The sequence below is a fragment of the Demequina activiva genome, from assembly GCF_016862815.1.
In the GTDB taxonomy this organism is placed as follows: Bacteria; Actinomycetota; Actinomycetes; order Actinomycetales; family Demequinaceae; genus Demequina; species Demequina activiva.
Genome location: NZ_BONR01000006.1, coordinates 78312 through 102813 on the forward strand (window position 1 = coordinate 78312; position 24502 = coordinate 102813).

Annotated in this window: 19 protein-coding genes; 12 read left to right on the forward strand and 7 right to left on the reverse strand. The window is 70.1% G+C overall.

From position 1 onward, the window contains the following. The first annotated feature begins 58 nt into the window (after nucleotides 1–58). From Dac01nite_RS11575 to Dac01nite_RS11595, 5 genes are all read left to right on the forward strand, one after another. Nucleotides 59–2245, forward strand: coding sequence for a DEAD/DEAH box helicase (locus Dac01nite_RS11575; protein WP_373307252.1), 2187 nt, complete (start codon nucleotides 59–61; stop codon nucleotides 2243–2245). Between the two features lie 41 nt (nucleotides 2246–2286). Further along, on the forward strand, nucleotides 2287–3009 hold the full coding sequence (locus Dac01nite_RS11580; protein WP_203657156.1) for a copper homeostasis protein CutC: 723 nt from the start codon (nucleotides 2287–2289) through the stop codon (nucleotides 3007–3009). An 86-nt stretch (nucleotides 3010–3095) separates the two neighbouring features. Next, nucleotides 3096–3431: a hypothetical protein gene (locus tag Dac01nite_RS11585; protein WP_203657158.1), complete on the forward strand. Its 336-nt coding sequence runs from the start codon at nucleotides 3096–3098 to the stop codon at nucleotides 3429–3431. A gap of 72 nt (nucleotides 3432–3503) precedes the next feature. Continuing rightward, complete coding sequence (locus Dac01nite_RS11590; protein ID WP_239066640.1) at nucleotides 3504–4739, forward strand: LCP family protein; 1236 nt, start codon at nucleotides 3504–3506, stop codon at nucleotides 4737–4739. 134 nt (nucleotides 4740–4873) lie between these two features. Continuing rightward, the gene (locus Dac01nite_RS11595; RefSeq protein ID WP_203657166.1) at nucleotides 4874–6601 is read left to right on the forward strand and encodes an O-antigen ligase family protein; all 1728 of its coding nucleotides are present in this window, start codon (nucleotides 4874–4876) and stop codon (nucleotides 6599–6601) included. Nucleotides 6602–6634: 33 nt separating this feature from the next. Here Dac01nite_RS11595 and ppgK read toward each other — a convergent pair whose 3' ends face one another. Beyond that, nucleotides 6635–7441, reverse strand: a complete 807-nt coding sequence (gene ppgK / locus Dac01nite_RS11600; protein WP_203657168.1) for a polyphosphate--glucose phosphotransferase — start codon at nucleotides 7439–7441, stop codon at nucleotides 6635–6637. Next, nucleotides 7438–8319 (reverse strand): type I methionyl aminopeptidase, encoded by an 882-nt coding sequence (map, locus tag Dac01nite_RS11605; RefSeq protein WP_203657173.1) that lies wholly within the window; start codon nucleotides 8317–8319, stop codon nucleotides 7438–7440. The genes ppgK and map overlap by 4 nt, the downstream gene beginning before the upstream one ends. 31 nt (nucleotides 8320–8350) lie before the next feature. On the opposite strand from map, the gene Dac01nite_RS11610 reads away from it, so the two are divergent. Then, nucleotides 8351–8551, forward strand: coding sequence for an SPOR domain-containing protein (locus tag Dac01nite_RS11610; RefSeq protein WP_203657174.1), 201 nt, complete (start codon nucleotides 8351–8353; stop codon nucleotides 8549–8551). Here Dac01nite_RS11610 and Dac01nite_RS11615 read toward each other — a convergent pair. From Dac01nite_RS11615 to Dac01nite_RS11625, 3 genes are read right to left on the reverse strand one after another with little or no spacing between them, the layout of a single operon-like run. Continuing rightward, nucleotides 8548–8982, reverse strand: coding sequence for a hypothetical protein (locus Dac01nite_RS11615; RefSeq protein WP_203657175.1), 435 nt, complete (start codon nucleotides 8980–8982; stop codon nucleotides 8548–8550). The two genes, Dac01nite_RS11610 and Dac01nite_RS11615, sit on opposite strands and share 4 nt — an antisense overlap. Next, entirely contained in the window at nucleotides 8975–9781 is an 807-nt protein-coding gene (gene panB, locus Dac01nite_RS11620) for a 3-methyl-2-oxobutanoate hydroxymethyltransferase (protein ID WP_203657179.1), read from the reverse strand. Before panB ends, Dac01nite_RS11615 begins: the two co-directional genes overlap by 8 nt. Before the next feature lie 44 nt (nucleotides 9782–9825). Then, nucleotides 9826–11469 carry an NAD+ synthase gene (locus Dac01nite_RS11625; protein WP_203657180.1) on the reverse strand — a complete coding sequence of 548 codons (1644 nt, stop codon included), beginning with the start codon at nucleotides 11467–11469 and terminating at the stop codon, nucleotides 9826–9828. Between the two features lie 74 nt (nucleotides 11470–11543). On the opposite strand from Dac01nite_RS11625, the gene Dac01nite_RS11630 reads away from it, so the two are divergent. From Dac01nite_RS11630 to Dac01nite_RS11640, 3 genes are read left to right on the forward strand one after another with little or no spacing between them, the layout of a single operon-like run. Then, entirely contained in the window at nucleotides 11544–12878 is a 1335-nt protein-coding gene (locus Dac01nite_RS11630; protein ID WP_203657181.1) for a glutamine synthetase family protein, read from the forward strand. A 7-nt stretch (nucleotides 12879–12885) separates the two neighbouring features. After that, a complete protein-coding gene (locus tag Dac01nite_RS11635) occupies nucleotides 12886–15882 on the forward strand; it encodes a bifunctional [glutamine synthetase] adenylyltransferase/[glutamine synthetase]-adenylyl-L-tyrosine phosphorylase (protein ID WP_203657182.1) in 2997 nt (998 codons plus the stop codon). After that, nucleotides 15879–16754 carry a hypothetical protein gene (locus Dac01nite_RS11640; protein WP_203657183.1) on the forward strand — a complete coding sequence of 292 codons (876 nt, stop codon included), beginning with the start codon at nucleotides 15879–15881 and terminating at the stop codon, nucleotides 16752–16754. The genes Dac01nite_RS11635 and Dac01nite_RS11640 overlap by 4 nt, the downstream gene beginning before the upstream one ends. A gap of 104 nt (nucleotides 16755–16858) precedes the next feature. Here Dac01nite_RS11640 and Dac01nite_RS11645 read toward each other — a convergent pair whose 3' ends face one another. Beyond that, entirely contained in the window at nucleotides 16859–17908 is a 1050-nt protein-coding gene (locus Dac01nite_RS11645) for a LacI family DNA-binding transcriptional regulator (protein ID WP_203657184.1), read from the reverse strand. A 161-nt stretch (nucleotides 17909–18069) separates the two neighbouring features. Further along, on the reverse strand, nucleotides 18070–19710 hold the full coding sequence (locus tag Dac01nite_RS11650; RefSeq protein ID WP_203657185.1) for a glycoside hydrolase family 13 protein: 1641 nt from the start codon (nucleotides 19708–19710) through the stop codon (nucleotides 18070–18072). Nucleotides 19711–19830: 120 nt separating this feature from the next. Here Dac01nite_RS11650 and Dac01nite_RS11655 point away from each other — a divergent pair, with 120 nt between their 5' ends. From Dac01nite_RS11655 to Dac01nite_RS11665, 3 genes are all read left to right on the forward strand, one after another. Further along, a complete protein-coding gene (locus Dac01nite_RS11655) occupies nucleotides 19831–21888 on the forward strand; it encodes an NADPH-dependent 2,4-dienoyl-CoA reductase (protein ID WP_275404554.1) in 2058 nt (685 codons plus the stop codon). Nucleotides 21889–21896: 8 nt separating this feature from the next. Beyond that, on the forward strand, nucleotides 21897–22712 hold the full coding sequence (locus tag Dac01nite_RS11660; RefSeq protein ID WP_203657186.1) for an enoyl-CoA hydratase/isomerase family protein: 816 nt from the start codon (nucleotides 21897–21899) through the stop codon (nucleotides 22710–22712). Between the two features lie 162 nt (nucleotides 22713–22874). Then, the gene (locus Dac01nite_RS11665) at nucleotides 22875–24464 is read left to right on the forward strand and encodes a M28 family metallopeptidase (protein ID WP_239066641.1); all 1590 of its coding nucleotides are present in this window, start codon (nucleotides 22875–22877) and stop codon (nucleotides 24462–24464) included. Nucleotides 24465–24502: the final 38 nt, after the last annotated feature.

The window sequence follows — 24502 nt, forward strand, 5'->3', positions numbered from 1 at the left end:
ACTCGTCTCGAACGCGAGGCGTGCCGTCCCGATGGCGACACCACGAACAGGAGGCTCAGTGTCTCGATCAGCTCAGGGGCGCTCCGGCCGTGCGCGCGCCAAGGGCGGCACGCCGCGCCCTCGAGGCGGTGGCCGGAAGCAGCAGGCGACCAGGCCCCGCGAGAAGGGCCTCATCCCGCTGCTCGCAGCGCTCGCGAACGATGTCGACCGCGCACTGCAGCGTCCTCCTGTTCGCGCCAGCGTGCGCACCACCTTCCAGGTCGTGGCGCTGCTGGTGCGCGAGGAGCGGGCGGCGGTGAAGGACGACGCATCGCTCAGCTCTTCCGCGCGAGAGGAACGCCTGCGCAGGCTCGACGGCGTCGGGGAACTGCTCGCGAAGACTGCCGCGCGCGACACGTCGCTGCTGACGCTGCTCGCGGAGGACGCGCGCGTGAGCGACGCGGCTCGCGGCCTGAGGCTCGACGTGCTGCGCCAGGCGGGACGCGACGTACCGGACGAGCCCGAGCCTGCGCACGAGCCTCCTGCCGCGCCGTCGCCTGGTGCCGAGAAGCAGGTGGTGCCGCAGTCCGCGCTGTCGCGCCAGATGGCGAACCCCTTCCTGGCACCGTCCTTCGGTGCAGCCCGCGAGCAGGAGGCCGCACGGCCTCGACGTCTCGCAGGGTGGGAGCTCCTCACCCCGCTGTTCCGCTCCTTCGAGCACGACTCGCCGGGAGTGCCCGCGTGCATGGCGCTGCCCGAGCGAGGGTCGACCGCCGGAGCGACACGCCTGCCGCTCGGCCGCTCTCTGATGCCGCACCAGGACCAGGTGGTCGGAGCCGCTGCACGAGGGCATCGCACCTTCCTGCTCGCCGACGAGCCCGGACTCGGCAAGACGGCCCAGGCGCTGCTCGCCGCGCAGGCCGCCGACGCGTACCCGCTTCTCGTGGTGGCGCCGAACGTCGTGAAGACCAACTGGGCGCGCGAGGTCGACATGTGGACTCCGGGCCGCCGTGCGACGGTGGTCCACGGTGACGGCGACGACGTGGATGCCTTCGCTGACGTGGTGATCGTCAACTACGACATCCTGGACCGCCATGCCGGGTGGTTCGGCACCCACGGATTCCGCGGAATGGTCGTGGACGAGGCGCACTTCATCAAGAACAAGTCGTCGCAACGCTCGCAGCATGTGCTCGAGCTGTCAGCGCGCATCCAGCAGCGCACCACCCGCCCGCTCCTCATGGCGCTCACCGGCACGCCGCTGATCAACGACATCGAGGACTTTCGGGCGATCTGGCAGTTCCTCGGCTGGATCGACGAGGACAAGCCGCGAGGGCCGCTCATGGCGGCGCTCGAGGCGACAGGCTTGGATCCGAGCGACCGGGGATTCTTCGCGGCCGCGCGTTCTGCTGTCATCGATCAGGGGATCGTCCGCCGGCGCAAGGTCGACGTCGCGGCGGACATCCCGTCGCGGCGCGTCGCTGACCTGCCCGTCGAGCTCGACGGACCCGCCGGTCGCACCATCCGTGCTGCCGAGGCCGCTCTCGCCGAACGGATGGTCGCCCAGTACCGGCGCGCCGTCAGCGCCCGCGAGGACGGCGAGCCGGTCGACGGCGTCGACCTCGGCATCGCACGCGCGATCGCAACGGCCGAGCTCAAGGATGCGGCCTCCAAGAAGTCTGGCGACACCGTGTTCGCTCTGGTCCGTCGCATCGGCCAGGCGAAGGCCGGGCTTGCGGCCGACTATGCGGCGCAGCTGGTTCGCAACGTCGGCAAGGTCGTGTTCTTCGCCAAGCATGTCGACGTCATGGACGAGGCGGAGCAGACCTTCGCGGACCGTGGGATCGGCTATGTCTCGCTGCGCGGCGACCAGAGCGCCAAGGCGCGAGAGCGGAGCATCGCCTCGTTCACGGACGATCCTGATGTCCACGTCATCGTGTGCTCGCTCATGGCCGCCGGAGTAGGCGTGAACCTGCAGGCTGCGTCGAACCTCGTGCTTGCTGAGCTGTCGTGGACCGATGCAGAGCAGACGCAGGCCATCGATCGCATCCACCGCATCGGCCAGACCGAGCCAGTGACCGCGTGGCGCATCATCGCGACGCAGACCGTCGACTCAAGGATCGCGCAGCTCATCGACAGCAAGTCCGGACTCGCGGCTCGCGCGCTCGACGGAGCTGTGGGCGACGACGCCGAGCCCTCGGCTTCGGCTCAGGTCGAGGCCCTGGTGGGGCTGCTGGTGGATGCGCTCGATGCCGAGGCCGCCGACTGACCCTGCGCGTCACGAATGTGCCCTCCCAGTACCATCGAACGGTGCCTCCTCACACTGCCAGCTCCGTCCTGGTCGAGATCGTGATCGATGACGTCGAGGGTGCGGTGGTCGCCGAGCGCGAGGGCGCCGACCGCGTGGAGCTGTGCGCGGACCTGGGCCAAGGAGGAACCACGCCGTCGATCGGGATGATCCGGCAGGTGCTGGCGCGCGTGGCACGCGTGGGAGTGCAGGTGATGGTGCGGCCACGCGGCGGTGACTTCGTGTACGACGAGGACGAGGTCGCGGTGATGGTCGAGGACGCGCGGGCGATCCGCGACCTGGCCGCCTCGGCGCGCGTGAGGGTGGGCATCGTGACCGGGGCTCTCACGGCGGAGGGCGCCGTCGACGAGCAGACCGTCGCGCGCATCGTCCAGGCAGCGCAGCCGGTCCCGGTGACGTTCCACAAGGCCATCGACGACGCCGCGGACCTCGACGCGGCGTATGCCGGGCTCGCGCGACTGGGGGTCGAGCGCGTGCTCACCTCTGGCGGTGCGCCCACGGCGGCGCAAGGAGCCGATGCGCTGGCGCGGCTGGCGGCGGCGCCGTTCGGGCCCGCAGTGCTCGCCGGCGGGGGAGTGCGTCCGCACAACGTGGGCGCCCTGCTCGCATCGGCTCCCGTGCGCGAGGTGCACCTGCGCGCGCAGTCGCCCAGCCTCCGCGGCGACGGCACCCTGCGCACTGACCCTGAGACCGTGCGGGCGGCGGTGGAGGCCGCCCGTTCCTGAGCGTCCGGCGGGCGGCGGATGTCGACTTCGCCACTTGTGCGCGTGCTGCAGACGAAAGTCGCGCGTCTCGCGACTACCGTGTCGGCATGCGCAACGCAGCGATCATCGTGGCCTCCCTGTCCCTCGCGGCCTGCTCGGCCCCTGCGGCTGACGGCTCCGTCGAACCCGCGCCGGTGGAGACCACGGAGGGCGCGCCTGCGGCCCCAACCCAGTCGGCAGCACCCACCTTCTGGGAGCTCGCGCCGCTGGGTGAGGGCGAGCACCTCAAGGTTCACATCGATGATCGGGCGCGCGCCGGCGACTGCGAAGAGCTCGAGGTTCAGTTCGAGCGTTGGGTCGAGGCCGACCTCATCGAGGGCTTCACCCATGAGGTGCTCGCGTACATCGAGGCTCAGACCCGGGGCGCCGGCTGCGCCACCTAGGTGCGCGCGGGGTGGTGGCCGCCCCGGCACGTCGCGCGCCGCATCTGGCACTGCGAGCGCTAGCCTCGCAGGGTGACTTCCACGGGCGGTGGCGACCGCAGCAAGCGTGACGGCGCCCCGGGCGCACGCCGGCCCATGCCGCCGTCGATCCAGCCCAAGCAGCCCTCGAGCTCCGGGTCCGGACCACGCCGCGTGCACGCCTACCCTCCCGGTCGCGACGCGGTCGACGAGACGCGCGTGATGCCGCCGCAGAAGGGTCCGCAGCAGCAGGGAGGCCGTCCACCGCAGCCCGCTGGGCGTCCCGCTCCACGCCCGCCGCAGCGACCAGCCGGAGGGCAGGGCGCGCGTCCAGCCGCGCCCCGGCCGCGCAGGCGCCGCCGCCACCGCTGCTGCACGGCGGCCTTCGTGCTGATCCTGCTGGTCGCGATCCCGGTGATCGGGTTCATGCTGTGGGCCCAGGGGCAGATCCAGACGGTGCCCGCGCTCAGCGCAGCGCCGGACACTCCCGGACGCACCTACCTCATCGTGGGCTCGGACTCGCGTGAGGGCCTCGACACTGGCGACCCCACCGAGGGTGCGCGCACGGACACCATCATGCTGCTCCACCAGCCCGAGTCCGGTCCGACGGCTCTCATCAGCATTCCGCGAGACTCGTACGTCGAGATCCCGGGATACAGCGCGAACAAGGTCAACGCAGCCTTCGCGTTCGGGGGCCCGGAACTGCTGGTCGAGACGGTCGAGAACCTGAGCGGACTCACGATCGACGGCTACCTCGAGGTGGGCTTCATGGGAGTCGCGGACATGGTCGACGCGGTGGATGGCGTCGAGCTCTGCTACGACCAGGACGTCTCCGACGAGCTGAGCCAGCTCGAGTGGGAGGCGGGCTGTCACCTCTCTGACGGGGAGACCGCCCTCGCGTTCTCACGCATGCGCTACAGCGACCCGCTCGGCGACATCGGCCGCGCCCAGCGCCAACGCCAAGTCGTGGGTGCCGTCGCGGAAGAGGTGCTCAGCCCCTCGACGCTGCTCAACCCCTTCCAGCTCGTGCCGGTCACCTCGGCGGCGCTCGGCGCCTTCACCTTCAACGACGACACCGGCGTGATCGACATCGGCCGCATGGCATGGGTGCTTCGCTCCGGACTCGGAGGCGAGGCCGTGACAGGCACGCCGCCGATCGCGGACATGGGGTACGGCGTCGACGGGGTGGGCTCCACCGTGCTGCTGGACCCGGATCTGGTCGATCAGTTCTGGGACGACATCGCTCAGGGCGCGTACCCGCCTGGCGCCACCGTGGGCGGCGTCGAGTAGTGCAGGCGCGGCGCTTCCGACACCTCGCGAGCCACCACCGCCCAGCGAGATAGAATCGGGTGCTCATCCGGCGAGAGCCAGCCAGACTCGCCGCGCCCGACGTGGGCGCCCACCCTCGAGGAGTAGCCCCGCCCATGCCCAGCACCCCGATGCAGGCCGCTCGCCGCCGCCTCTCGTCGACGGCGGGACAGAGCGCCATCACCATCTGGGTCGTGGTGCTGCTGATGTCGGGACAGGGCTTCCGCTACCTCGTGGGCCTGCCCATGTACGGGGCGATGTGCGCGCTGACGGTCGTCACGGTGGTCGTGGCCTTCCGCACCACCTGGCGCGACCTGCGCCCACCGCTGCTGGTGGGGGCGTTCGTGGGCCTGGCGGCACTGAGCATCCTGTGGTCCGCGACTCGCGCGATCACCCTGCTCGCCGTCGTGGTGATGCTGGTGACCACCTACATCGCGATCGTGACCGCCCGGGGCACCTCCGCGACCGAGTTCATGGTGAGGCTGTACCGAGGGCTCCAGATCAGCCTGGCGCTCGGGATCATCTTCGAGATCGTGGTCGCGTCGCTGTTCCTGGGGCAGATCGGCCCGTTCATGCCGGACCTCGTCAACATCGCGGGAGAGGGCTCCGGCCTCAAGGAGGTCGTGTGGTCCGACGGCGTGCTCTTCCAGGGCGGCCCCATCCAGGGCTTCGTGGGAAACCGCAACCCGTTCGGTGCGATCGCCCTGTTCCTCGTGATCGTCACGTTCGTGCTCATGCTCGAGCGGCGCATCGGCCGTACGGAGGGGTGGGTGTCCATCGGCGCGGCCGCGGGCGTCCATCTGCTGACGCAGTCCGCGACGGTCACCGCATCGGCGGCATACCTCGTCGCGATCGCGGTGGGCGCGATCGTGATCCGCAGGGTGCCCCTGCGCACCAAGCGCGTCCTGTCGTTCACCATCCTTGCTTTCAGCGCCGTGGCGGCCGTGCTGACCCTCAAGTACAGCCAGGGGATCTTCGCGCTCCTAGGCCGCGACTCGGACCTCACCAGCCGCACCGAGATCTGGGAGGACGTGATCGCGTTCGCCCAGCAGCGTCCCGATGGCTGGGGCTTCGTGGGCTACTGGCCCATCTGGCAGTACCCGTACTCCGAGATCGGCACCGAGGTGAAGTGGGTGCGCCCCACGCACGCCCACAACGCGTTCCTGGACGTCTGGCTCCAGCTCGGGCTCATCGGACTCGTGCTGCTGGTCGCGATGCTGGTGCTGCTGTTCGGAAGCGCGTGGCGCCTGGTGGAGCGCGCCGGCAAGGGCGACACGTTCATCCCGCTGGGCTGGGCGCTGCTCACCGTCGCGCTGTCGCTCCAGGCCCTGACGGAGTCTCGCCTCCTGGTCGAGGGCGGGTGGTTCCTGCTCGTGGCGCTGTACTGCATGGGTCCACCGGTGTTCCGGCTCACCATCGTCGATCCCGAGATGGTGCACTCGGGTGTGCGACGCAAGGACCGCCGGATGGCGGGAACGATCACCGAGTTCACGGGCATCGATCACGTCCTGCTGACCATCCCGGTGGGTGGCGAGGAGCAGGCGCGGCGCTTCTACGGCGAGGTGCTGGGGATGGTCGAGGTCCCGCGCCCCGACACCATCCGCCACCCCGACGCCTGCTGGTTCGAGGCCGGGGACGTGGTGCTGCACCTGGTCCCGGACGATCGCTTCGAGCCCATCCGCACCGGCCATCCGGCGATCGTCGTCGAGGATCTGGGCGCGATCGAGGCGGCGTTGAACGACGCTGGCCACGCGACCGAGCGCTCCGACCACTCGCTGCCGGGCATCCGGCGCTTCCACACCACGGATGTGTTCGGCAACTCCCTGGAGTTCCAGCAGGCCTGACCGGCGGATGCGCGCTAGCCGAAGGCGCTCGGGTCAGCTCTTCTTCGAGGACTTCTTGTCCGCGTCCTTGCGCTTCTTCTCGTCCTTCTTGTGCTCGGAGGCCGCCCATGCCGCCGCCCCCACGATGCCCGCACCGTTGCGCAGCTCAGCGGGGATGATGGGAGCCCGCAGCGTGAGGTGGGGAAGGAACATGTGGTGCGACTTCGAGACTCCGCCGCCCACGATGATGAGATCCGGCCACAGCAGCTTCTCCATCTCTGAGTAGAAGCGCTGCAGGTTCTTGGACCACGCGTCCCAATCCAGCCCGAGCCGCTCGCGAGCGGAGTCCGCCGCGAACGACTCGGCCTCCTCGCCGCCGATGTCCGTGTGGCCCAGCTCGGTGTTGGGCACGAGCTGACCGTCCACGATCAGCGCCGAGCCGATGCCCGTGCCGAGCGTCGTCATGAGGATCACGCCGTCCTGTCCATGTGCGGCGCCATGCTTGTACTCGCCGTAGCCCGCCGCGTCCGCGTCGTTCATGACGTAGACGTCATGCCCGGCGTAGTCGCGGATGATGTCGCGCAGGTTGGTGCCGATCCACGCGTCGTCCACATTGGCCGCCGTCTTCACCACGCCGTTCTGGACCACTCCGGGGAATGCGACGCCGATCGCGGTCTTGCGACCGGGGGAGAACTTCGCGATGCACTTGGCGACCGTCCTGGCGACCGCGTCCGGCGTCGATGGATCGGGGGTGGGGATGCGGTAGCGCTCCTCCTCGAACTCTCCCGTCTTGAGGTTGACGGGCGCGGCCTTGATGCCAGTGCCGCCGATGTCGACTCCGAGTGCGATGTGCTTGCTCATGGCTGCGTCAGGACCTCCGGGCCATCGTCGGTGATGAGGATCGTGTGCTCGAACTGGGCGACCCACGAGCCGTCGTCCGTGACGACGGTCCAGCCGTCGTCCCACTCGTGGTTGGACTCGGAGCCCGCGCACAGCATCGGCTCCACGGTGAACACCATGCCCGGCTCGATCACGTCCGCATGCGCGGGTGCGGCGTCGTAGTGGGGGATCACCAGGCCCGTGTGGAAGGCGGGACCGACACCGTGACCGGTGTAGCTGCGCACGGACTCGAATCCGTGACGCTTCGCGTACTTCTCGATCACGCGTCCGATCACGTTGACCTCGCGCCCGGGCTGCGCCGCCTTGATGCCGCGCATCATCGCCTCGTGGGTGACCTCCACCAGCGACCGCGCCTCGTCGGAGCCGTCGCCGGCGATGAAGGATCCGCAGTTGTCTCCATGGGCGCCATCCTTGAAGGCCGTGATGTCGACCTTGACGATGTCGCCCTCCTCGACCACGGTCGAATCGGGGATCCCATGGCAGATCACCTCGTTGACGGAGGTGCACAGGGCCTTGGGGAACGGGGGGCGCCCGGCGGCGCCCGGGTATCCCAGGGTCGATGGGTAGGCGCCGTGGTCCAGGACGAACTCATGGCCGATGCGGTCGAGCTCGTCTGTCGTGACGCCCGGGACGACGTTGCGCCCCACCTCCGCGAGCGCCTGAGCCGCGATGCGCGCGGAGACGCGGATGCGCTCGAGCATCTCGGCATCGTGGACGTCGCCACCGTTCCAGCGGGTGGCCCGCGCTCGTCCCACGTACTCCGGCCGGGGGATGGACCGCGGTACGTCGCGCCACGGGGACACGACACCCTTCACGACGCTCTCGCGGACGGGACTCATACCTGGCAGTCTATTCATGGAGGCGATGCGGATGTCATTCGACGGTACGGAGCAGGTCGAGTACTTCTTCAACACGCGCACGCGCATGGTGGAGAAGGGCAGGCAGAGCTCGTGGGAGCACCTGATGGGTCCCTACGGCTCGGCCGAGGAGGCCGCGCGCGCTCTCGAGAAGGCGCAGGAGCGCACGGAGGCATGGGACGAGGACGACGCCGAATGGCGGGGCGACGACTAGCGTGACGCGGCTCGTCCTCTGAGCGCTGCCACCAGGAATCCCACGGCGGAGCCGATGGCGTGCCACCAGATCGCGGCAAGCGTCAGGACGAGCACGATCCCGCTCCACGCCACGTTCGGATCCCTGGGCGCCGGGCTCAGCGCGATGACGCCGGCCAGTTCGATCGCGGACGCGCCGAGGCCCATCCAGCCCCAGCGGGCCTGAGTGGTCACGCCTGCTGCCATGGCGGTGAGTGCGGCGACGGCGCACAGGGTCAGCGTGAGCGTCCAGCCTGCCATGGTGACCCGGCCACCGGCCTCGAGCCACAGGGAGGCCTCGGCCCACAGTCCCAGCAGCAGCACGGGAGCGGTCACCATCGCGAGCGCTGCTAGCACCCACACGCCCCAGCGCTTGCGGCCGGTGCTCTCGACCGCGGCCACGGGGTCACTCATCGAACGTGTGGTCCTCCGACGGGAACGAGCCAGCCTTGACGGCCTCGACATAGCCGGCGGCTCCCTGCTGCATCACGGCGCCCACCTGCGCGAACTGATGCGAGAAGCTGGGGTGCCAGTCGCCCACGCCCAGGGCGTCCAACCACACGAGCACCTGGCCATCGGTGCCTGACCCCGCGCCGATGCCGATCGTGGGGATGTCGAGGGCTGCCGTGATCTTCTCCGCCACCGGCGCGATCACCATCTCCAGCACCACGGCGAACGCCCCCGCCTCCTGCAGCGCCAGCGCATCCGCGAGCATCTCGTCGTACGCGCCGTCTCCGCGACCCTGGATCCGGCGCCCGCCCAGAGCGTTCTCGGACTGCGGGGTGAAGCCCAGGTGGCCGCAGAAGGGGATGCCCGCATCGGTCACCGCCCGGACCTGCGAGGCGATGCGGCGGCCGCCCTCGAACTTGATCGCCTGGGCTCCAGAGAGCTTCATCATCCGGATCGAGGACTCGACGGCCTGCTGCGGCGAGACCTCGTACGAGCCGAACGGCAGGTCAGCCACCACGAAGCTGTGCGGCGCGCCCTTCGCGACGGCACGTGCGAACGGGATCATCTCGTCCAGCGTGAGCGGCACGGTCGAGTCGTACCCGAGCATGTTGTCGCCGACGGAGTCGCCCACGAGCAGCATGTCCACGCCAGCCTCGTCGAAGGCGCGGGCGGTGGGGAAGTCGTACGCGGTGAGCATGGTGATCTTCTCGCCGCGCTGCTTCATCTGAGCGAAGTGGTGGATGCGGACCTTCTTGCGTTCCATGCCTTCACTCTAGGCGGCTGCGCCCGTGCCCGAGAATGGGACGGTCAGCCGTTCTCGCGCCAGCGGCTCGTGATGGGCAGGCGGCGGTCGCGCCCGAAGGCCAGCGCCGTCACCTTGGGGCCGGGCGGGTACTGGCGGCGCTTCCATTCGGCGCGGTCCACGAGCGACAGCACCTTGTCCACCACCGCCGCATCGAAGCCCCTCGCCAGCAGCTCCTCGCGGCCCTCGGCGTGCTCCACGTAGGCGTCCAGCACCTCATCCAGCAGCTCGTACGGGGGCAAGGAGTCCTGATCCGTCTGGCCGGGCCGCAGCTCCGCGCTGGGCGGCTTGGTGATCGAGCTCTCGGGAATCGGTTCCACCTCGCCGCGCGACCGCGCGTAGGCGTTGCGCCACCGGGCGAGGTCCCACACCCGCGACTTGTCCACGTCCTTCAGCGGAGCGAAGCCGCCGATCGATCCCGCGTCGTAGATCGTGGCGTACCCGGTCGCGAGCTCGGACTTGTTGCCCGGCGCGATCACCAGGTGCCCCTCGCGGTTGGACAGCGCCATGAGGATCACGCCGCGCAGTCGTGCCTGCAGGTTCTCCTCCGCGACGCCCTCGAGGGCGAGCTGTGCCTGGAACGCGTCGACCAGGCTCGCGATGGGCTCGACCCGGTAGTCCGCGCCGATGCGCTTGGCGAGGTCCGCGGCATCGTCCCGCGAGTGCTCGGACGAGTACGGCGACGGCATGGAGACGCCCACGACGTTGCCGCCGCCGAGGGCGTCCGCGGCGATCGCCGCCGTCAACGCCGAGTCGATGCCGCCTGACAGTCCCAGCACCACCGAGCCGAAGCCGTTCTTCAGCACGTAGTCACGCAGTCCCGTCACGCACGCCCAGTACACCTGCTCGGTGTCGGTGGTGCGCTCCGCGATGGTCGACGGCGCGGGAGTGTCGAAGTCGTCAGGGACCTCCCACACCACCAGCGCATCGGTGAAGCCGGGCGCGGATGCCAGGGCGCGACCATCCGCGCCGACGATGAAGCTGTGGCCGTCGAAGACGAGGTCGTCCTGACCTCCCCACAGGTTCACGTAGGCGACAGGTGCGCGGACCTCTCGCGCACGGCGTTGGGCGAGCTCGGTGCGCACATGCCCCTTGCCCTCCTCGAACGGCGAGCCGTTGAGCACGGCGAGCAGGTGGATGTCCGCATCGTCCATCTGGGACACGGGCCCGCCGTCCTGCCAGATGTCCTCGCAGATCACCACGCCCACGCGGTGGCCCCTCACGTCGACCACGCAACGATCCTCGCCAGCGGCGAAGATGCGGCGCTCGTCGAACACCCCGTAGTTGGGGAGGTGATGCTTGTTGTAGCGGGCCTCGACCGCTCCGTCGCGGATCACCACCGCCTGGTTGAAGGGCTTGCCGCCGCGGCTCACGCCCAGCGTGCCCAGGATCACCACCAGATCCGCAAGGCCCTCGTCCGCGAGCGCAGCGGCGATGCTCTCCACGGAGCGCTCGGCCGCGCGCTGGAAGCTCTCGCGCAGCGCGAGGTCCTCGATGGGATAGCCCGTGGTGGTCATCTCCGGAAAGATCACGAGGTTCGCTCCCAGCCGGTGGGCGGCGCGACAGCGATCCATGACAAGCGCGGCGTTACCAGCGATGTCGCCCACGCAGGTGTTGATCTGGGCGAGTGCGATTCTCAAGCCTGGCATGCGGTCAGCGTAGCCGCCGGCGCGTGGCCGGGTCGCGTGACGCGAATGAAACACAGGTAGGGCAGGATGGGCACATGGACAAGCAGCAGGAATACGTGCTCCGCAGCGTCGAGGAGCGGGACATTCGCTTCATCCGTCTCTGGTTCACCGATGTGCTCGGCATCCTCAAGTCGGTGGCCATCGCGCCGGCCGAGCTCGAGAACGCCTTCAGCGAGGGGATCGGCTTCGACGGCTCAGCTGTCGAGGGCCTGACCCGCGTCTACGAGGCGGACATGCTCGCCAAGCCCGACCCCTCGACCTTCCAGATCCTGCCGTGGCGTGGCGCCGAACACGGCGTCGCGCGCATGTTCTGCGACATCTCGACGCCCGATGGCGAGCCCGCGCTGTCCGACCCCCGCCAGGTGCTCAAGCGCAACCTCGACCGCGCATCGGACCTGGGCTTCACGTTCTACACCCACCCCGAGATCGAGTTCTACCTGCTCGAGAAGCCCCAGCCGGGGGAGCTGCCCAAGCCGGTCGACAAGGCCGGTTACTTCGACAACGTGCCGCGCGGCACCGCTCACAACTTCCGCCGCGAGGCGATCACCATGCTGGAGTCGATGGGCATCTCCGTCGAGTTCTCGCACCACGAGGCGGGACCCGGCCAGAACGAGATCGACCTGCGGTACGCGGACGCGCTCACCATGGCGGACAACATCATGACGTTCCGCACGGTCATCAAGGAGGTCGCGCTCGAGCAGGGCGTGTTCGCGTCGTTCATGCCCAAGCCGCTCGCGGACGGCCCCGGCTCCGGGATGCACACTCACATGAGCCTGTTCGAGGGCGACCGCAACGCTTTCTACGAGGCCGGTGCGGACCACCAGCTGTCTCCGGTCGCCCGCCAGTTCATGGCAGGCCTGCTGCAGTACGCGCCGGAGATCAGCGCGATCACCAACCAGTACGTGAACTCGTACAAGCGCCTGTGGGGCGGCGCCGAGGCCCCTTCCTTCGTGTGCTGGGGCTCGAACAATCGCTCCGCGCTGGTGCGCATCCCCATCCACAAGCCCGGCAAGGGCCAGTCGACGCGCGTCGAGTACCGCGCGATGGACTCGGCCGCGAACCCCTATCTCGCGTTCTCCGTCCTGCTGTCCGCAGGGCTCAAGGGCATCGAGGAGGGGCTCGAGCTGCCGGACGGCGCGGAGGACGACGTCTGGAACCTCAGCCCGGCTGAGCGCAAGGCGATGGGCTACCAGGCGCTGCCTTCGTCGCTGTCGCAGGCCATCGAGGTGATGGAGCGCTCGGAGCTCGTCGCGGAGACGCTCGGCGAGCGCGTGTTCGACTTCGTGCTGCGCAACAAGCGCGCGGAGTGGCAGGCCTACCGGGCTCAGGTGACGCCGTACGAGCTCGAGCAGTACCTGCCCGTGCTGTAGGGGAGCCGTGAGCTCTCGAGAGGTCTCCCTCGCGACGAGGCTGCGGCGCGCCGGAGTCTCCGACACCGAGCGCGCGCTCAGCCTGATCCAGCAGATCGAGCACGTCGCCGGGGTGGGTCTGGAGGATCCGGCGCTCGCGGTGTCGTACCTCGCGGATCCCGAGACCGGTCTGCTCCAGCTGCTGCGACTCGCGGAGGCGGCGCGCGACAGCGGCCACCTGGAGGACCTGGTCGCGCTGCGCGACCGCCGCGCCGGAGCGCGGTTGGGGGTGCTGCTGGGCGCATCCGTGGCGCTGGGTGACTTCCTGGTCCGCCACCCGGAGTACATCGCGGACTTCGATGCCTGGCCCGAGGACGATGCTCTGGGCACCGTGGACCAGCGGCGGGTGCTGCTCGAGGCGGTAGGCGCGGACCCGGATGCGGACGTTCCTGTCGCATCGATGGCGGGGTCGGACGGCGTCGCCGCGATGCGCGTCGCCTACCGACGCCAGCTGATGCGGGTCGCTGCCGTCGACCTGTTCGAGGACGTCCCCGCCACCGTCTTCCCCGCCGTGGCGGCCGTTCTGGCCGACCTCGCTGGGGCGGCGCTCGAAGCGGGCCTCGCGATCGCGCGTGCGGACGAGCCCGACCATGCCCTCACGAGGCTCGCGATCATCGGCATGGGCAAGTGCGGCGCGCGCGAGCTCAACTACGTGTCCGACGTCGACGTCATCTTCGCCGCCGAGCCCGCCGAGGGGGCGGAGGACGACGTCTCGCTCAAGATCGCGACCCGGCTCGCCGCCGCGGCCTCCCGTGCCTGCGACCGGCCCGGGCCGGAGCCCGCACTGTGGCAGGTCGACGCGAACCTGCGCCCGGAGGGCAAGGACGGTGCGCTGGTGCGCGGCATCGGCTCGCATCAGGCGTACTACGAGCGCTGGGCGCAGACCTGGGAGTTCCAGGCGCTGCTCAAGGCCCGGCCCATCGCAGGCGACCCGGAGGTGGGACAGCACTACCTCGATGCGATGTCCCCCTTGGTGTGGAACGCCGTCGAGCGCGACGGTTTCGTCGAGAGCGCGCAGGCCATGCGGCGTCGCGTCGAGGAGCATGTTCCCGCTCACGAGCAGGAGCGGCAGATCAAGCTGGGCCCCGGTGGACTTCGCGATGTCGAGTTCACCATCCAGCTGCTGCAGCTGGTTCACGGCCGCCACGATCCCTCCCTGCGATCGCGCACCACGCTGGACGCCTTGGCAGCCCTGCGTCGTGGCGGCTACGTGGGACGGCCCGATGCCGCCAAGATGGACCGCTCGTACCGGCAGCTGCGGGTATGGGAGCACCGCCTGCAGCTGCGCAAGCTCCAGCGCACTCATCTGATGCCCGTGGACGACGCGGACAAGCGAGTGCTGGCGCGAGCGTCCGGCTTCGCCACCGTCGAGTACATGGAGGAGGTGTGGCACGACATTCGCCGCGACGTGCGCGCGATGCATCTTGAGATGTTCTACCGGCCGCTGCTGCCGGTGATGGCGTCGCTCAGCGCGGACGAGGCGCGCCTCGACGACGCCGCCGCGCGCGATCGTCTCGCCGCGGTGGGCTTCGACGATCCGCAGGCGGCGCTGCGCCACATCACGGCGCTCACCGAGGGCGTGTCGCGCCGTGCCGCGATCCAGCGTCAGCTGCTGCCAGCGATGATCGGCTGGTTCGCCCAGGGCGCCGATCCCGACTCCGGGCTCCTGGCGTTCCGCAAGCTCTCCGAGCAGCTGAAGGACGCGCAGTGGTACTTGAAGCTGCTGCGCGACTCGGGATCGGCGGCAGAGCGCCTGGCGCGCCTGCTGTCCACCTCCGTGTACGTGACCGATGCGCTCCTCGCCTCGGCGGAGGACGTCACCTGGCTGGGGGATACCGCGGCGCTGTCCCCGCGAGCGCCCGAACGTCTGGCGCGCGAGGCCGATGCGATCCTCACGCGCTCCGACGACGCCGACCAGTGCATCACCGCCCTTCGGGGCCTGCGCCGCCGGGAGCTGGCACGCACCGCGGCGGCGGATGTGCTGGGCATCATCGACTCCGTGCAGGCCGCCGCATCGGTGTCGACGGCGGCGGACGTGCTCATCGCCGGCGCGCTGCGCATCGCGAGTGCGGTGGTGGCGCGCGAGGAGGGGATGGACGATCTCCCCATCGAGTTCATCGTGGTGGCGATGGGACGCTACGGCGGCTCCGAGATGTCCTACACCTCGGACGCGGACGTGCAGTTCGTGTTCGACGGCGATCACCCGGACGCCGCGTCACTCGCGGTCAAGGTGGCCAAGCGCATCCAGCGACTTCTGAAGCAGGTCAATCCGCAGCCGGCGCTCGAGATCGACGCGGACCTGCGTCCCGAGGGACGCAACGGTCCGCTGGCTCGGTCGCTCGCCTCCAGCACCGAGTACTACGAGCGATGGTCCGACCCCTGGGAGGCGCAGGCGCTGCTGCGCGCACGACCCTGTGCGGGGTCGCCCGAGCTCCTGGAGCGCTTCACCGCGATGATCGACGCCGTGCGCTATCCCGCCGAGCTGCCTGCCTCCGCTCTCAAGCAGATGCGCACGCTCAAGGCCCGCATGGAGTCCGAGCGGCTGCCACGCGGCGTCGATCCGCGCCGGCATCTCAAGCTGGGACCGGGCGGACTGTCCGACGTCGAATGGACCGTTCAGCTGCTCCAGCTCCAGCATGCTCACCGTGTTGAGGCGCTGCGGACCACGCGCACGCGTGAAGCCCTGCACGCGGCGGTCTCTGCGGAGCTGATCTCAGCCGAGGACGCCGCGGAGCTCGACGAGGCATGGGTGCTCGCCACCGATCTGCGCGGTGCGTTGGCGCTGCGAGGCCGTGAGCGCACGCCGGACGTTCTGCCCGGCGACACTCGCGAGCTCAAGGTGCTGGCAGAGATCATGAACGTCCGCGACACTGGTGCCGAGCTCCTCGACCGCCACGGCCGGGCCACCCGTCACGCGCGGGCTGTCACGGAGCGAGTGTTCTTCGGATGGGAGAGTGGCACGTGAGCCTGCTGAGGACGGTTGTCTCCGCGCTGTGCGTGCTGGCCGGCGCGTTCCTGATCGCCTCGTGGGCGGTGAGCTCCGTGGTCGTCACGTCCGTCGAGGACGGCACCGCGCTGCGGGGCATCACCGAGCGTGCGCTCGAGTCTCCTGCCGTGCGCAGCCTCGTGGCGGAGCGCATGACGGACCGGGCCGTCGCCGCGTTCGCGGACGCAGGCGTCGACGCGAACGGCCCGGTGGTTCGCACCGCGCTCGAGTCCGGCATCGCGGCCGCAGTGGGCACCGAAGCGTTCAAGACCAGCGTGCTGAGCGAGGTCGAGGCAGCGCACGGCCAGTTCTCCGAGCAGCTGACCGACTCCTTGCGCGAGCCCGCACCGCTCGTTCTCGACGTCGATGTCTCGGACACCATCAACGCGCGTCTCGACGAGATCCCGGTCGTGGGCGAGGCCATCCCGGATGTCTCCGTGAGCACGGTGAGCGTCGAGGTGCTGAGCGCCGGGACGTTCGAGGTCACTCGCGACACCTACCGTCAGATCGAATGGGCAGCGCAGTGGGGCCTGTGGGCAGGCATCGCGCTCCTCCTCGTGGGCATCCTGGTGTCTCAGCGCCGTCGATGGTTCGTCGCGAAGCTGCTCCTGGCGCTGGGGTTGATCTGCCTGCTGTTCGGCGGCGCGATCGCCCTGCTGGGCCCTGACACGATCATCACCTTCATCCCCGGCGGCACGGACGGGCCCCTGTCGACCATCTGGCGCGACATCATCACCGAGGAGACGGCTCCGCTGGTGATGGAGCGGAGCCTGTGGGTCGCCGGCTTCGCGTTCGCGGGAGCATTGGTCGCGATGCTCCTGGGCGCGATGCTGGGCGGCCGTCGGCGTTGACGCGCGCTCCGGCATCGCAGCACTGACGCTCGACGCTCGCCCGCGATCACCTCGAGTGGCCGGGTGCAGACGGCTCCACGGCCGTCAGACGGGAGGGCGGTGCGTCACCGCGCCGCAGCGTCGCGAGGACTCGATGTCGACGTGCGCACCACGAGCTCGTACGGCAGGGCCTCGTTCGCCGGTGGGGAATCGTCGCCCTGGAGCTGATGCAGCAGCGTCTCCACGGCGCGCCGACCTTGCACCTCGGGGAACTGGTCCACCGTGGTCAGCCCGAAGAATCCGGCGAGATCGTGGCCGTCGATGCCCACCACGGACACATCTGCCGGGACCTCTCGACCCAGGTCGCGCGCGGCGAGCATCGCGCCGATGGCCATCTCGTCCGATGCCGCGAAGATCGCAGTGGGGTGGATCCATGGATCGCCGAGCAGCTGCAGCGTCGCGTCGTAGCCTCCTGCGATGGTGAAGTCCGCAGAGCGGACCAGCGAGGGGTCGGGGGCGAGGCCAGCGGCCTTCAGTGCGTCCTCGTATCCCGCGCGTCGCGTGGTGGGCAGGTGGAAGTCGAGCTCGAAGTCGGAGTCGCCCGCGATGTGCGCGATCTGGCGGTGGCCGAGCGCGAGCAGATGCTCGGTGGCCAGCCGTGCGATCGCACGGTCGTCGACGGACAGGGTGGGCACGCCGGGCAGGGGGCCCCCGATCCCCACCACGGGCTTGCCGAGGCTGCGCATGCTCTCGAGCTCGTTCGCGTCGAGCTCGAGGCTCACGGCGATGAGCGCGTCCACGCGCTTGCGGCGCAGGAACTCCTCGAAGAGCCGCCGTCGGCGTGGGTTGTGCTCGGCAGGAAGGTCCGCCCCCACGTTCGTGTCGAGGTGGTAGAGCGTGAGGTCATAGCCGGCGTCCGACAATGCCCGCTGCACCCCGCGCAGCACGGTCATGTAGAACCACGAGCTGAGGAACGGCAGCACCACACCGACGCTGCGAGTGCGTCCCGAGGCCAGGCTCGATGCGCTCGCCGACACGACGTAGCCCAGCTCCTTGGCGGCGCGCTCCACCCGGGCGCGCGTCGCGGGGGACACCGTGGGCTTGCCGGCGAGCGCGCGGGACACGGTGGCGGTGGAGACGCCGGCGAGCTCTGCGACCTTCTCGATCTTCGCCATCGTCTCCTCCTTGAGCGCGAGGCCCGCAGCGATCAAGGCGCTGCAGGTGCCTGCGGCGATGGTATCCCGGCATCCAAGCCCCGATCACCTCGCCATCGGGCCCACCGATGCGCCTGCGTGCGCGTGCAGAGCCACGCTGGGCGCCAACGCAGCGACGAGCGTCAGGAGCGCGTGAGCCAAACGGTCGTGTCGGGAGGGAGCGCGCCGTCGACCTCCCCAGAGGCGAGGAGCACGTCACCTCCGGGCAGGTCGAGAGGCGCATCTCCGAGGTTCGTCATCACGGTGACATCGCCCACCTGGAACGCCAGTCCGTGCTCGGGCACGTCCAGCCAGCTCAGCTGCGCCGTCGCCAGGCCGTGCTCCCGCCGCAGCCGGAGCGCGCTGCGGTAGAACTCGAGCGTCGACCCATGTGCGCCCTCCTGCTGGTCGCGTGCCAGGTCCGCCCACACCGCCGGCTGAGGAAGCCATGACGCCCCTGTCGGCGAGAAGCCGAACGCGGGCGCATCGGCGTTCCACGGGATGGGGACGCGGCAGCCGTCGCGGCCGTACCGCTCACCCTGGGTCCGATGCCACGTGGGGTCCTGGCGTGCGTCCGCCGGGATGTCGAGCACCTCCGGCAGGCCCAGCTCCTCGCCCTGGTACATGTACGCGGAGCCCGGCAGCGCGAGCATCAACTGCGTGGCAGCGCGGCCCCGGCGCAGTCCGGTCGACGCGTCTCCCAGGCCGGGGGTGTCCACGCCGATGCCTTGTCCCTGAGGGTTCGGGGCAGTCAGTGCGAGGCGCGACGGGTGGCGCACCACATCATGGTTGGACAGCACCCAGGTGGCGGGGGCCCCCACGGATGCGAACGCGTCGAGCGATGCATCGATCACGTCGCGCAGCGCCCGCGCATCCCAACCCGTCATGAGGTAGGGAAAGTTGAAGGCCTGGTGCATCTCATCGGGACGAACCCAGGCGGCCATGTCCGCCAGCGGCTCGACCCAGGCCTCCGCGGTGAGGATGCGGTCGTCGTACTTGTCGACCACTGCGCGCCAGCGCCGCCAGATCTCGTGCACGCCCTCCTGCGCCCAGGCGGGGTGGCCCATCTGCGCGGCGCCCATCGAATCGATGTCCTCCGTGATGACGAAGTCGGGCAGATCGGGCGCCTTGGCGAGCCCATGCGCGACATCCACGCGGAAGCCATCCGCGCCCCTGTCCATCCAGAAACGCAGGATCCGGTCGAACTCGACCCGAACCTCCTCGTTGGTCCAGTCCAGGTCCGGCTGGCTGGAGTCGAACAGGTGCAGGTACCACTGCTCGGGAGTGCCGTCCGGGCGAGTGAGCCGGGTCCAGGCGGGCCCGCCGAACACGGACTCCCAGTTGTTCGGCGGCTCGTCGCCGTCCGGGCCGCGACCGTCGCGGAAGATGTACCTGGCACGCTCCGGCGAGCCAGGCTGCGAGGCCAGCGCGGCCTGGAACCACGCGTGCTCGCTCGACGTGTGGTTGGGGACGATGTCGACGATGACCTTCAGGCCCAGGTCGTGGGCCCGCTCCAGCATCGTGTCGAAGTCCTCGAGCGTGCCGAACAGTGGGTCCACGTCCGTGAAGTCCGCGACGTCGTAGCCCGCGTCGCGCTGCGGCGAGGTGTAGAACGGCGAGAGCCAGATCGCGTCGACCCCCAGGGCGGCGAGATCGTCGAGCCGCGAGGTGATGCCGGCGAGATCACCGATTCCGTCCCCCGAGGCGTCCGCGAACGATCGCGGGTAGATCTGATAGATGACGGCGGTGCGCCACCATTCGGTCCGAGTCGCTGCGGATTCCATCCGTCCATCCTAAGCACCTTCGCGCACGGGTCGAGGCGCGAAACCGGAGCCCGCGCACGGCGCACGTAGAGTGGAGCAGGACGCGCCGATGTGGGCGCCCCGAGACGCGAGGAGGCGTGCGTGGGAGTGACGGACGACGCCGGCCCCGGCGCCTACCCCACGCTCCTGAGCCCCCTCGAGTTGGGCCATGTCACCCTGCGCAACCGCGTGGTCATGGGGTCGATGCATCTGGGGCTCGAGGACTCGAGAAGCGACCTGCCCAAGCTCGCCGCCTTCTACGCCGAGCGGGCCCGGGCTGGTGTCGCTCTGATCGTCACCGGCGGCTTCGCGCCGACGCGGACGGGATGGCTGACGCCGTTCGCAGGAGCGATGACGAACGCGCGCGCCGCAGCCGCCCACCGACCTGTGACCGAGGCCGTGCACGAGCACGACGGTCGCATCCTGCTGCAACTCCTCCACGCCGGGCGCTACGCCTACCATCCCCTCGCCGCGAGCGCCTCGGCGGGGAAGTCGCCCATCACGCCGTTCCGCGCGCGCGCGATGACGGGCCGCGAGGTGGACCGCACCGCGACCGCCTTCGCGCGCGGCGCCGCTCTCGCACGTCGCGCCGGCTACGACGGCGTCGAGATCATGGGCTCCGAGGGCTACCTGATCAACCAGTTCCTGGCCGCGCGCACCAACCGCCGCACGGACGCCTGGGGCGGCACGCCCGAGCGGCGCATGCGGTTCCCCCTCGAGGTGGTGCGCCGCACGCGCGACCTGGTGGGCGCGGACTTTATCGTGCAGTTCCGCCTGAGCGTGCTCGATCTGGTGGAGGGTGGCCAGACCTGGGACGAGACCATCGCCTTCGCGCACGCGCTCGAGGCTGCCGGAGTCAGCGTCCTCAACACGGGCATCGGCTGGCACGAGGCGCGGGTGCCGACGATCGTGACCTCGGTGCCGCGCGCCGCCTTCGTCGACGTCGCCGCCCGCTTGCGCGCCGCCGTTGCGATTCCCGTGGCGGCTACCAACCGCATCAACCGGCCAGAGGCGGCCGAGGAGATCCTCGCGCGCGGGGACGCGGACCTCGTCACGCTGGCCCGGCCACTGCTCGCGGACGCCGAGTTCGTGGCGAAGGCCACAACCGGCCGCAGCGATCAGATCATCACCTGCATCGCCTGCAACCAGGCCTGCCTGGACCACGCCTTCTCCCGCAAGCGCGCGACGTGCCTGCTCAACCCTCGATCCGGCTACGAGACGGAGCTGGTGCTGGGACCCACAAGGCGAGCGCGGCGGATCGCCGTCGTGGGCGCCGGGCCCGCAGGCATGGCTGCCGCGGTCGAGCTCGCCGGGCGTGGACACCGGGTCGAGCTGTTCGAGGCTGCGGACGCTCTCGGGGGCCAGTTCCGCCTCGCGGCGCGCATTCCAGGCAAGGAGGAGTTCTCGACGTCCCTGGCGTACTACGCGCGCATGCTCAAGCTGCGCTCGGTCGACGTCCATCTCGCGACCCGCGCCACAGCCGATGCGCTGGCGGCCTTCGATGAGGTGGTCGTGGCGACCGGGGTCGTGCCGCGGGTGCCTGACATCCCCGGCATCGATCACCCATCGGTGCTCACCTACCAGCAGGTGGTGGGGGAGGGTGCGCATGTGGGTGAGCGCGTGGCCCTGCTGGGTGCGGGCGGCATCGGGTTCGATGTCGCCCAGTTCCTGCTGCGCGACGCGGACGAGAGCGTCGATCACTGGCGGGCACGGTGGGGCGTGGGCGATCCGCGTGAGCATGCGGGCGGGCTCGCGCCACACGCAGCGCAGAGCCCGCGCCGCGAGGTGTACCTGCTCCAGCGCAAGCGCTCGCGTCTGGGCGTGGGCCTCGGCAGGACCACCGGGTGGGTGCACCGTGCCGAGCTGCGCGAGGGCGGCGTCGCGATGCTCAGAGGCGTCGAGTATGTCCGCGTCGACGACGCAGGCCTTCACGTGACCGTGCCCGTGGACCCCGACGACAGGCGGTCCGCTCGGGAGGCGCGGGTGCTCGAGGTCGACACGATCGTGCTGTGCACCGGGCAGGTCTCCGTCACCGACCTGGTGGAGCCGCTGCGCGAGCACGGCGTGGCCACCCACGTGATCGGCGGTGCTGACGTCGCCGCCGAGCTGGACGCCAAGCGTGCCATTCGCCAAGCGACGGAGCTGGCGGCGACGATCTAGGAGGACCCTTGTCTGCACCTGTGCTGTTCCGCGTGTCCGATGGTCTGGCGCACCTCACGCTGAACCGCCCCGACCGCCTCAATGCGATCGACGCTGCGATGGCAGGCGCGTGGGCGGACGCCACGCGGGAGATCGCGAGGCGTGACGACATCGGCGCTGTGCTGATCGACGCGGCCGGGCCGGCATTCTGCGCCGGCGGCGACGTGCACGCGATGGCGAGCTCGCCCCGCGCCGCGGAGGTCACGGCGCTCGCGCAGATCCTCAACGAGGGCATCGTCGCACTCGTCACCAGCGCTGTCCCGGTGGTGGCCGCGGCGCATGGGACCACCGCTGGCGGTGGGCTGGGGCTGCTGCTGTGCTCGGACTACGCCGTGGTGGGTGCAGACTCCGTGATCGGCAGCCGCTACGCGCAGGTGGGCCTGACGCCGGATCTGTCCGTGACCGCCCAGCTGTCGCGCGCGGTGGGGGAGCGTCGTGCGCTGCAGCTGCTGCTGAGCGATCGCATGCTGACCGCGTCGGAGGCGCTCGAGTGGGGACTCGTCGCCGAGGTCGTCGACGGCGACGGACACGAGCAGATCGCCGATGCGGTGCGCGAGCGTGCGCAGGCCGTGGCATGGTCATGGCTGGACGGCGCGACCGCGGCGTACGGGCACGCGAAGCGCCTGGTCCGCGCGTCCCCCGAACGGTCTCTTGCGGAGCAGCTCGCGGATGAGGCGCGGTCCATCGGGACTGCGGTGGAGACGGCCGATGCCCGAGCTCGCATCGCCCGGTTCGCTCGCCGCGCGCAGGCCAACGGAGGCGAGCAGACCGACCGCCGCGGCTGAGCCCACGCTCACGGCTGCTCCGAGCGCTGTGCGCACCGCGCGCAGCATGCGCCACACGGTGCCTCTCAGAAACTCTCATATGCGACAAATCAGACTGGGAGTTGCCAGAGGTCGCTGCCGCCTTCGAGCGTGCGGGGCCACCACCCAAGACAGGGAGAGAGCATGCTGAAGAAGTCCATCGGCGCGGCCACGCTTGCGTGTGCGGCGATCGCACTCACGGCGCCCAGCGCTGCAGCAGGGCCGCATCACGGCGGCTACGACCCGTGCGAACGGCGCACCAACGGCTCGATCGACAAGCTTCTCGACTGCGTCGACGCAGACGGAGCGATGGAGCACCTCGAGGCCTTCCAGGAGATCGCGGACGCCAACGGCGGCTCGCGCGCCTCGGGAACCAGTGGATACGACGCGTCGGCCGAGTACGTCGCCGCAGTGATGCGCAAGGCCGGCTATCGGGTGTCCATCGAGCCGTTCTCGTTCGAGCTGTTCGAGGAGCTGTCGGAGCCGGTGCTTGAGCAGATCGCTCCGGTCCCCACGACCTACGCGACTGACGCCGAGCCGGGCTTCAGCACCATGGAGTACTCGGGTTCCGGCGACGTGACCGCCGCCGTCGAGGCCGTCGACGTGGTGGTGCCCCCGGGCGCCGAGGCGAACACCTCGACCTCTGGGTGCGAGCCTGAGGACTTCGCGGACTTCACCGCAGGCAGCATCGCCTTGCTGCAACGCGGGACCTGCGCGTTCGGAGACAAGGCAGCCAACGCCGAGGCCGCGGGCGCCGTGGGCGCCGTGATCTTCAACGAGGGCCAGGAGGGTCGGGCAGAGAACCTCCTCGGCACGCTCGGCGGACCCGGAGTGACGATTCCTGTGGTGGGGGCGTCCTACGAGATCGGTGCGGAGCTCGCGCAGGCCGAGGGCGCCCAGGTGCGCCTCGCGGTCGATGCCCAGGTCGAGACCCGCGAGACCTCCAATGTGATCGCCGAGTCCCGCTGGGGCGATGACGACAACGTCGTGATGGCGGGAGCGCATCTCGACTCCGTCGCGGAGGGCTCAGGCATCAACGACAACGGCTCCGGTTCCGCCGCGATCCTCGAGGTGGCCCAGGCCATGGCCAAGGTGCGCGGCGAGAACAAGCTGCGCTTCGCGTGGTGGGGTGCGGAGGAGTCGGGTCTGATCGGCTCGTACGAGTACACGGAGGCGCTCAGCGACGAGGAGATCGAGGACATCGCCCTCTACCTCAACTTCGACATGGTCGCCTCGCCCAACCACATCTTCGGAATCTATGACGGCGACGGCTCCGACTTCGGCCTCGCCGGGCCCGAGGGCTCCGACGCGATCGAGGCGACGTTCGAGGAGTTCTTCGAGCGTGCCGGCGAGCCCTCGCAGGGCACGGAGTTCTCAGGACGCTCCGACTACGCCGGGTTCATCGACGTGGGCATTCCCGCTGGTGGCCTGTTCACGGGGGCCGAGGGCATCAAGACCGAGGAGGAGGCCGCGCTGTACGGCGGCACCGCGGGCGAGGCGTACGACCCGTGCTACCACTCGGCGTGCGACGACCTCAGCAACCTGAACCTCGAGGCGTTCGACACCAACATCGACGCCATCGCCTACTCGTTGCTCACGTACGCGCGCAGCACCGAGGACGTCAACGGCGTGGTGCCTGACAGGGGCCACGGCAAGGGCCACGGCAAGCACTGGGGCGACAAGGGCCACGGCAAGGGCGACCAGCGCCCGGGCCGTAGCGGCTGGGACGACTGACCGCGCACCGGCGCCCATGGACGACGAAGGCCCGCCGC

What these genes read in the sequence shown, in the direction of transcription:
- Dac01nite_RS11625 (WP_203657180.1), bottom strand. Translation starts at nt 11,469, where the DNA reads ATGCCAGGCTTGAGAATCGCACTCGCCCAGATCAACACCTGCGTGGGC.
- Dac01nite_RS11595 (WP_203657166.1), top strand. Translation starts at nt 4,874, where the DNA reads ATGCCCAGCACCCCGATGCAGGCCGCTCGCCGCCGCCTCTCGTCGACG.
- ppgK (WP_203657168.1), bottom strand. Translation starts at nt 7,441, where the DNA reads ATGAGCAAGCACATCGCACTCGGAGTCGACATCGGCGGCACTGGCATC.
- Dac01nite_RS11665 (WP_239066641.1), top strand. Translation starts at nt 22,875, where the DNA reads ATGCTGAAGAAGTCCATCGGCGCGGCCACGCTTGCGTGTGCGGCGATC.
- Dac01nite_RS11645 (WP_203657184.1), bottom strand. Translation starts at nt 17,908, where the DNA reads ATGGCGAAGATCGAGAAGGTCGCAGAGCTCGCCGGCGTCTCCACCGCC.
- map (WP_203657173.1), bottom strand. Translation starts at nt 8,319, where the DNA reads ATGAGTCCCGTCCGCGAGAGCGTCGTGAAGGGTGTCGTGTCCCCGTGG.
- Dac01nite_RS11615 (WP_203657175.1), bottom strand. Translation starts at nt 8,982, where the DNA reads ATGAGTGACCCCGTGGCCGCGGTCGAGAGCACCGGCCGCAAGCGCTGG.
- Dac01nite_RS11630 (WP_203657181.1), top strand. Translation starts at nt 11,544, where the DNA reads ATGGACAAGCAGCAGGAATACGTGCTCCGCAGCGTCGAGGAGCGGGAC.
- panB (WP_203657179.1), bottom strand. Translation starts at nt 9,781, where the DNA reads ATGGAACGCAAGAAGGTCCGCATCCACCACTTCGCTCAGATGAAGCAG.
- Dac01nite_RS11610 (WP_203657174.1), top strand. Translation starts at nt 8,351, where the DNA reads ATGTCATTCGACGGTACGGAGCAGGTCGAGTACTTCTTCAACACGCGC.
- Dac01nite_RS11650 (WP_203657185.1), bottom strand. Translation starts at nt 19,710, where the DNA reads ATGGAATCCGCAGCGACTCGGACCGAATGGTGGCGCACCGCCGTCATC.
- Dac01nite_RS11585 (WP_203657158.1), top strand. Translation starts at nt 3,096, where the DNA reads ATGCGCAACGCAGCGATCATCGTGGCCTCCCTGTCCCTCGCGGCCTGC.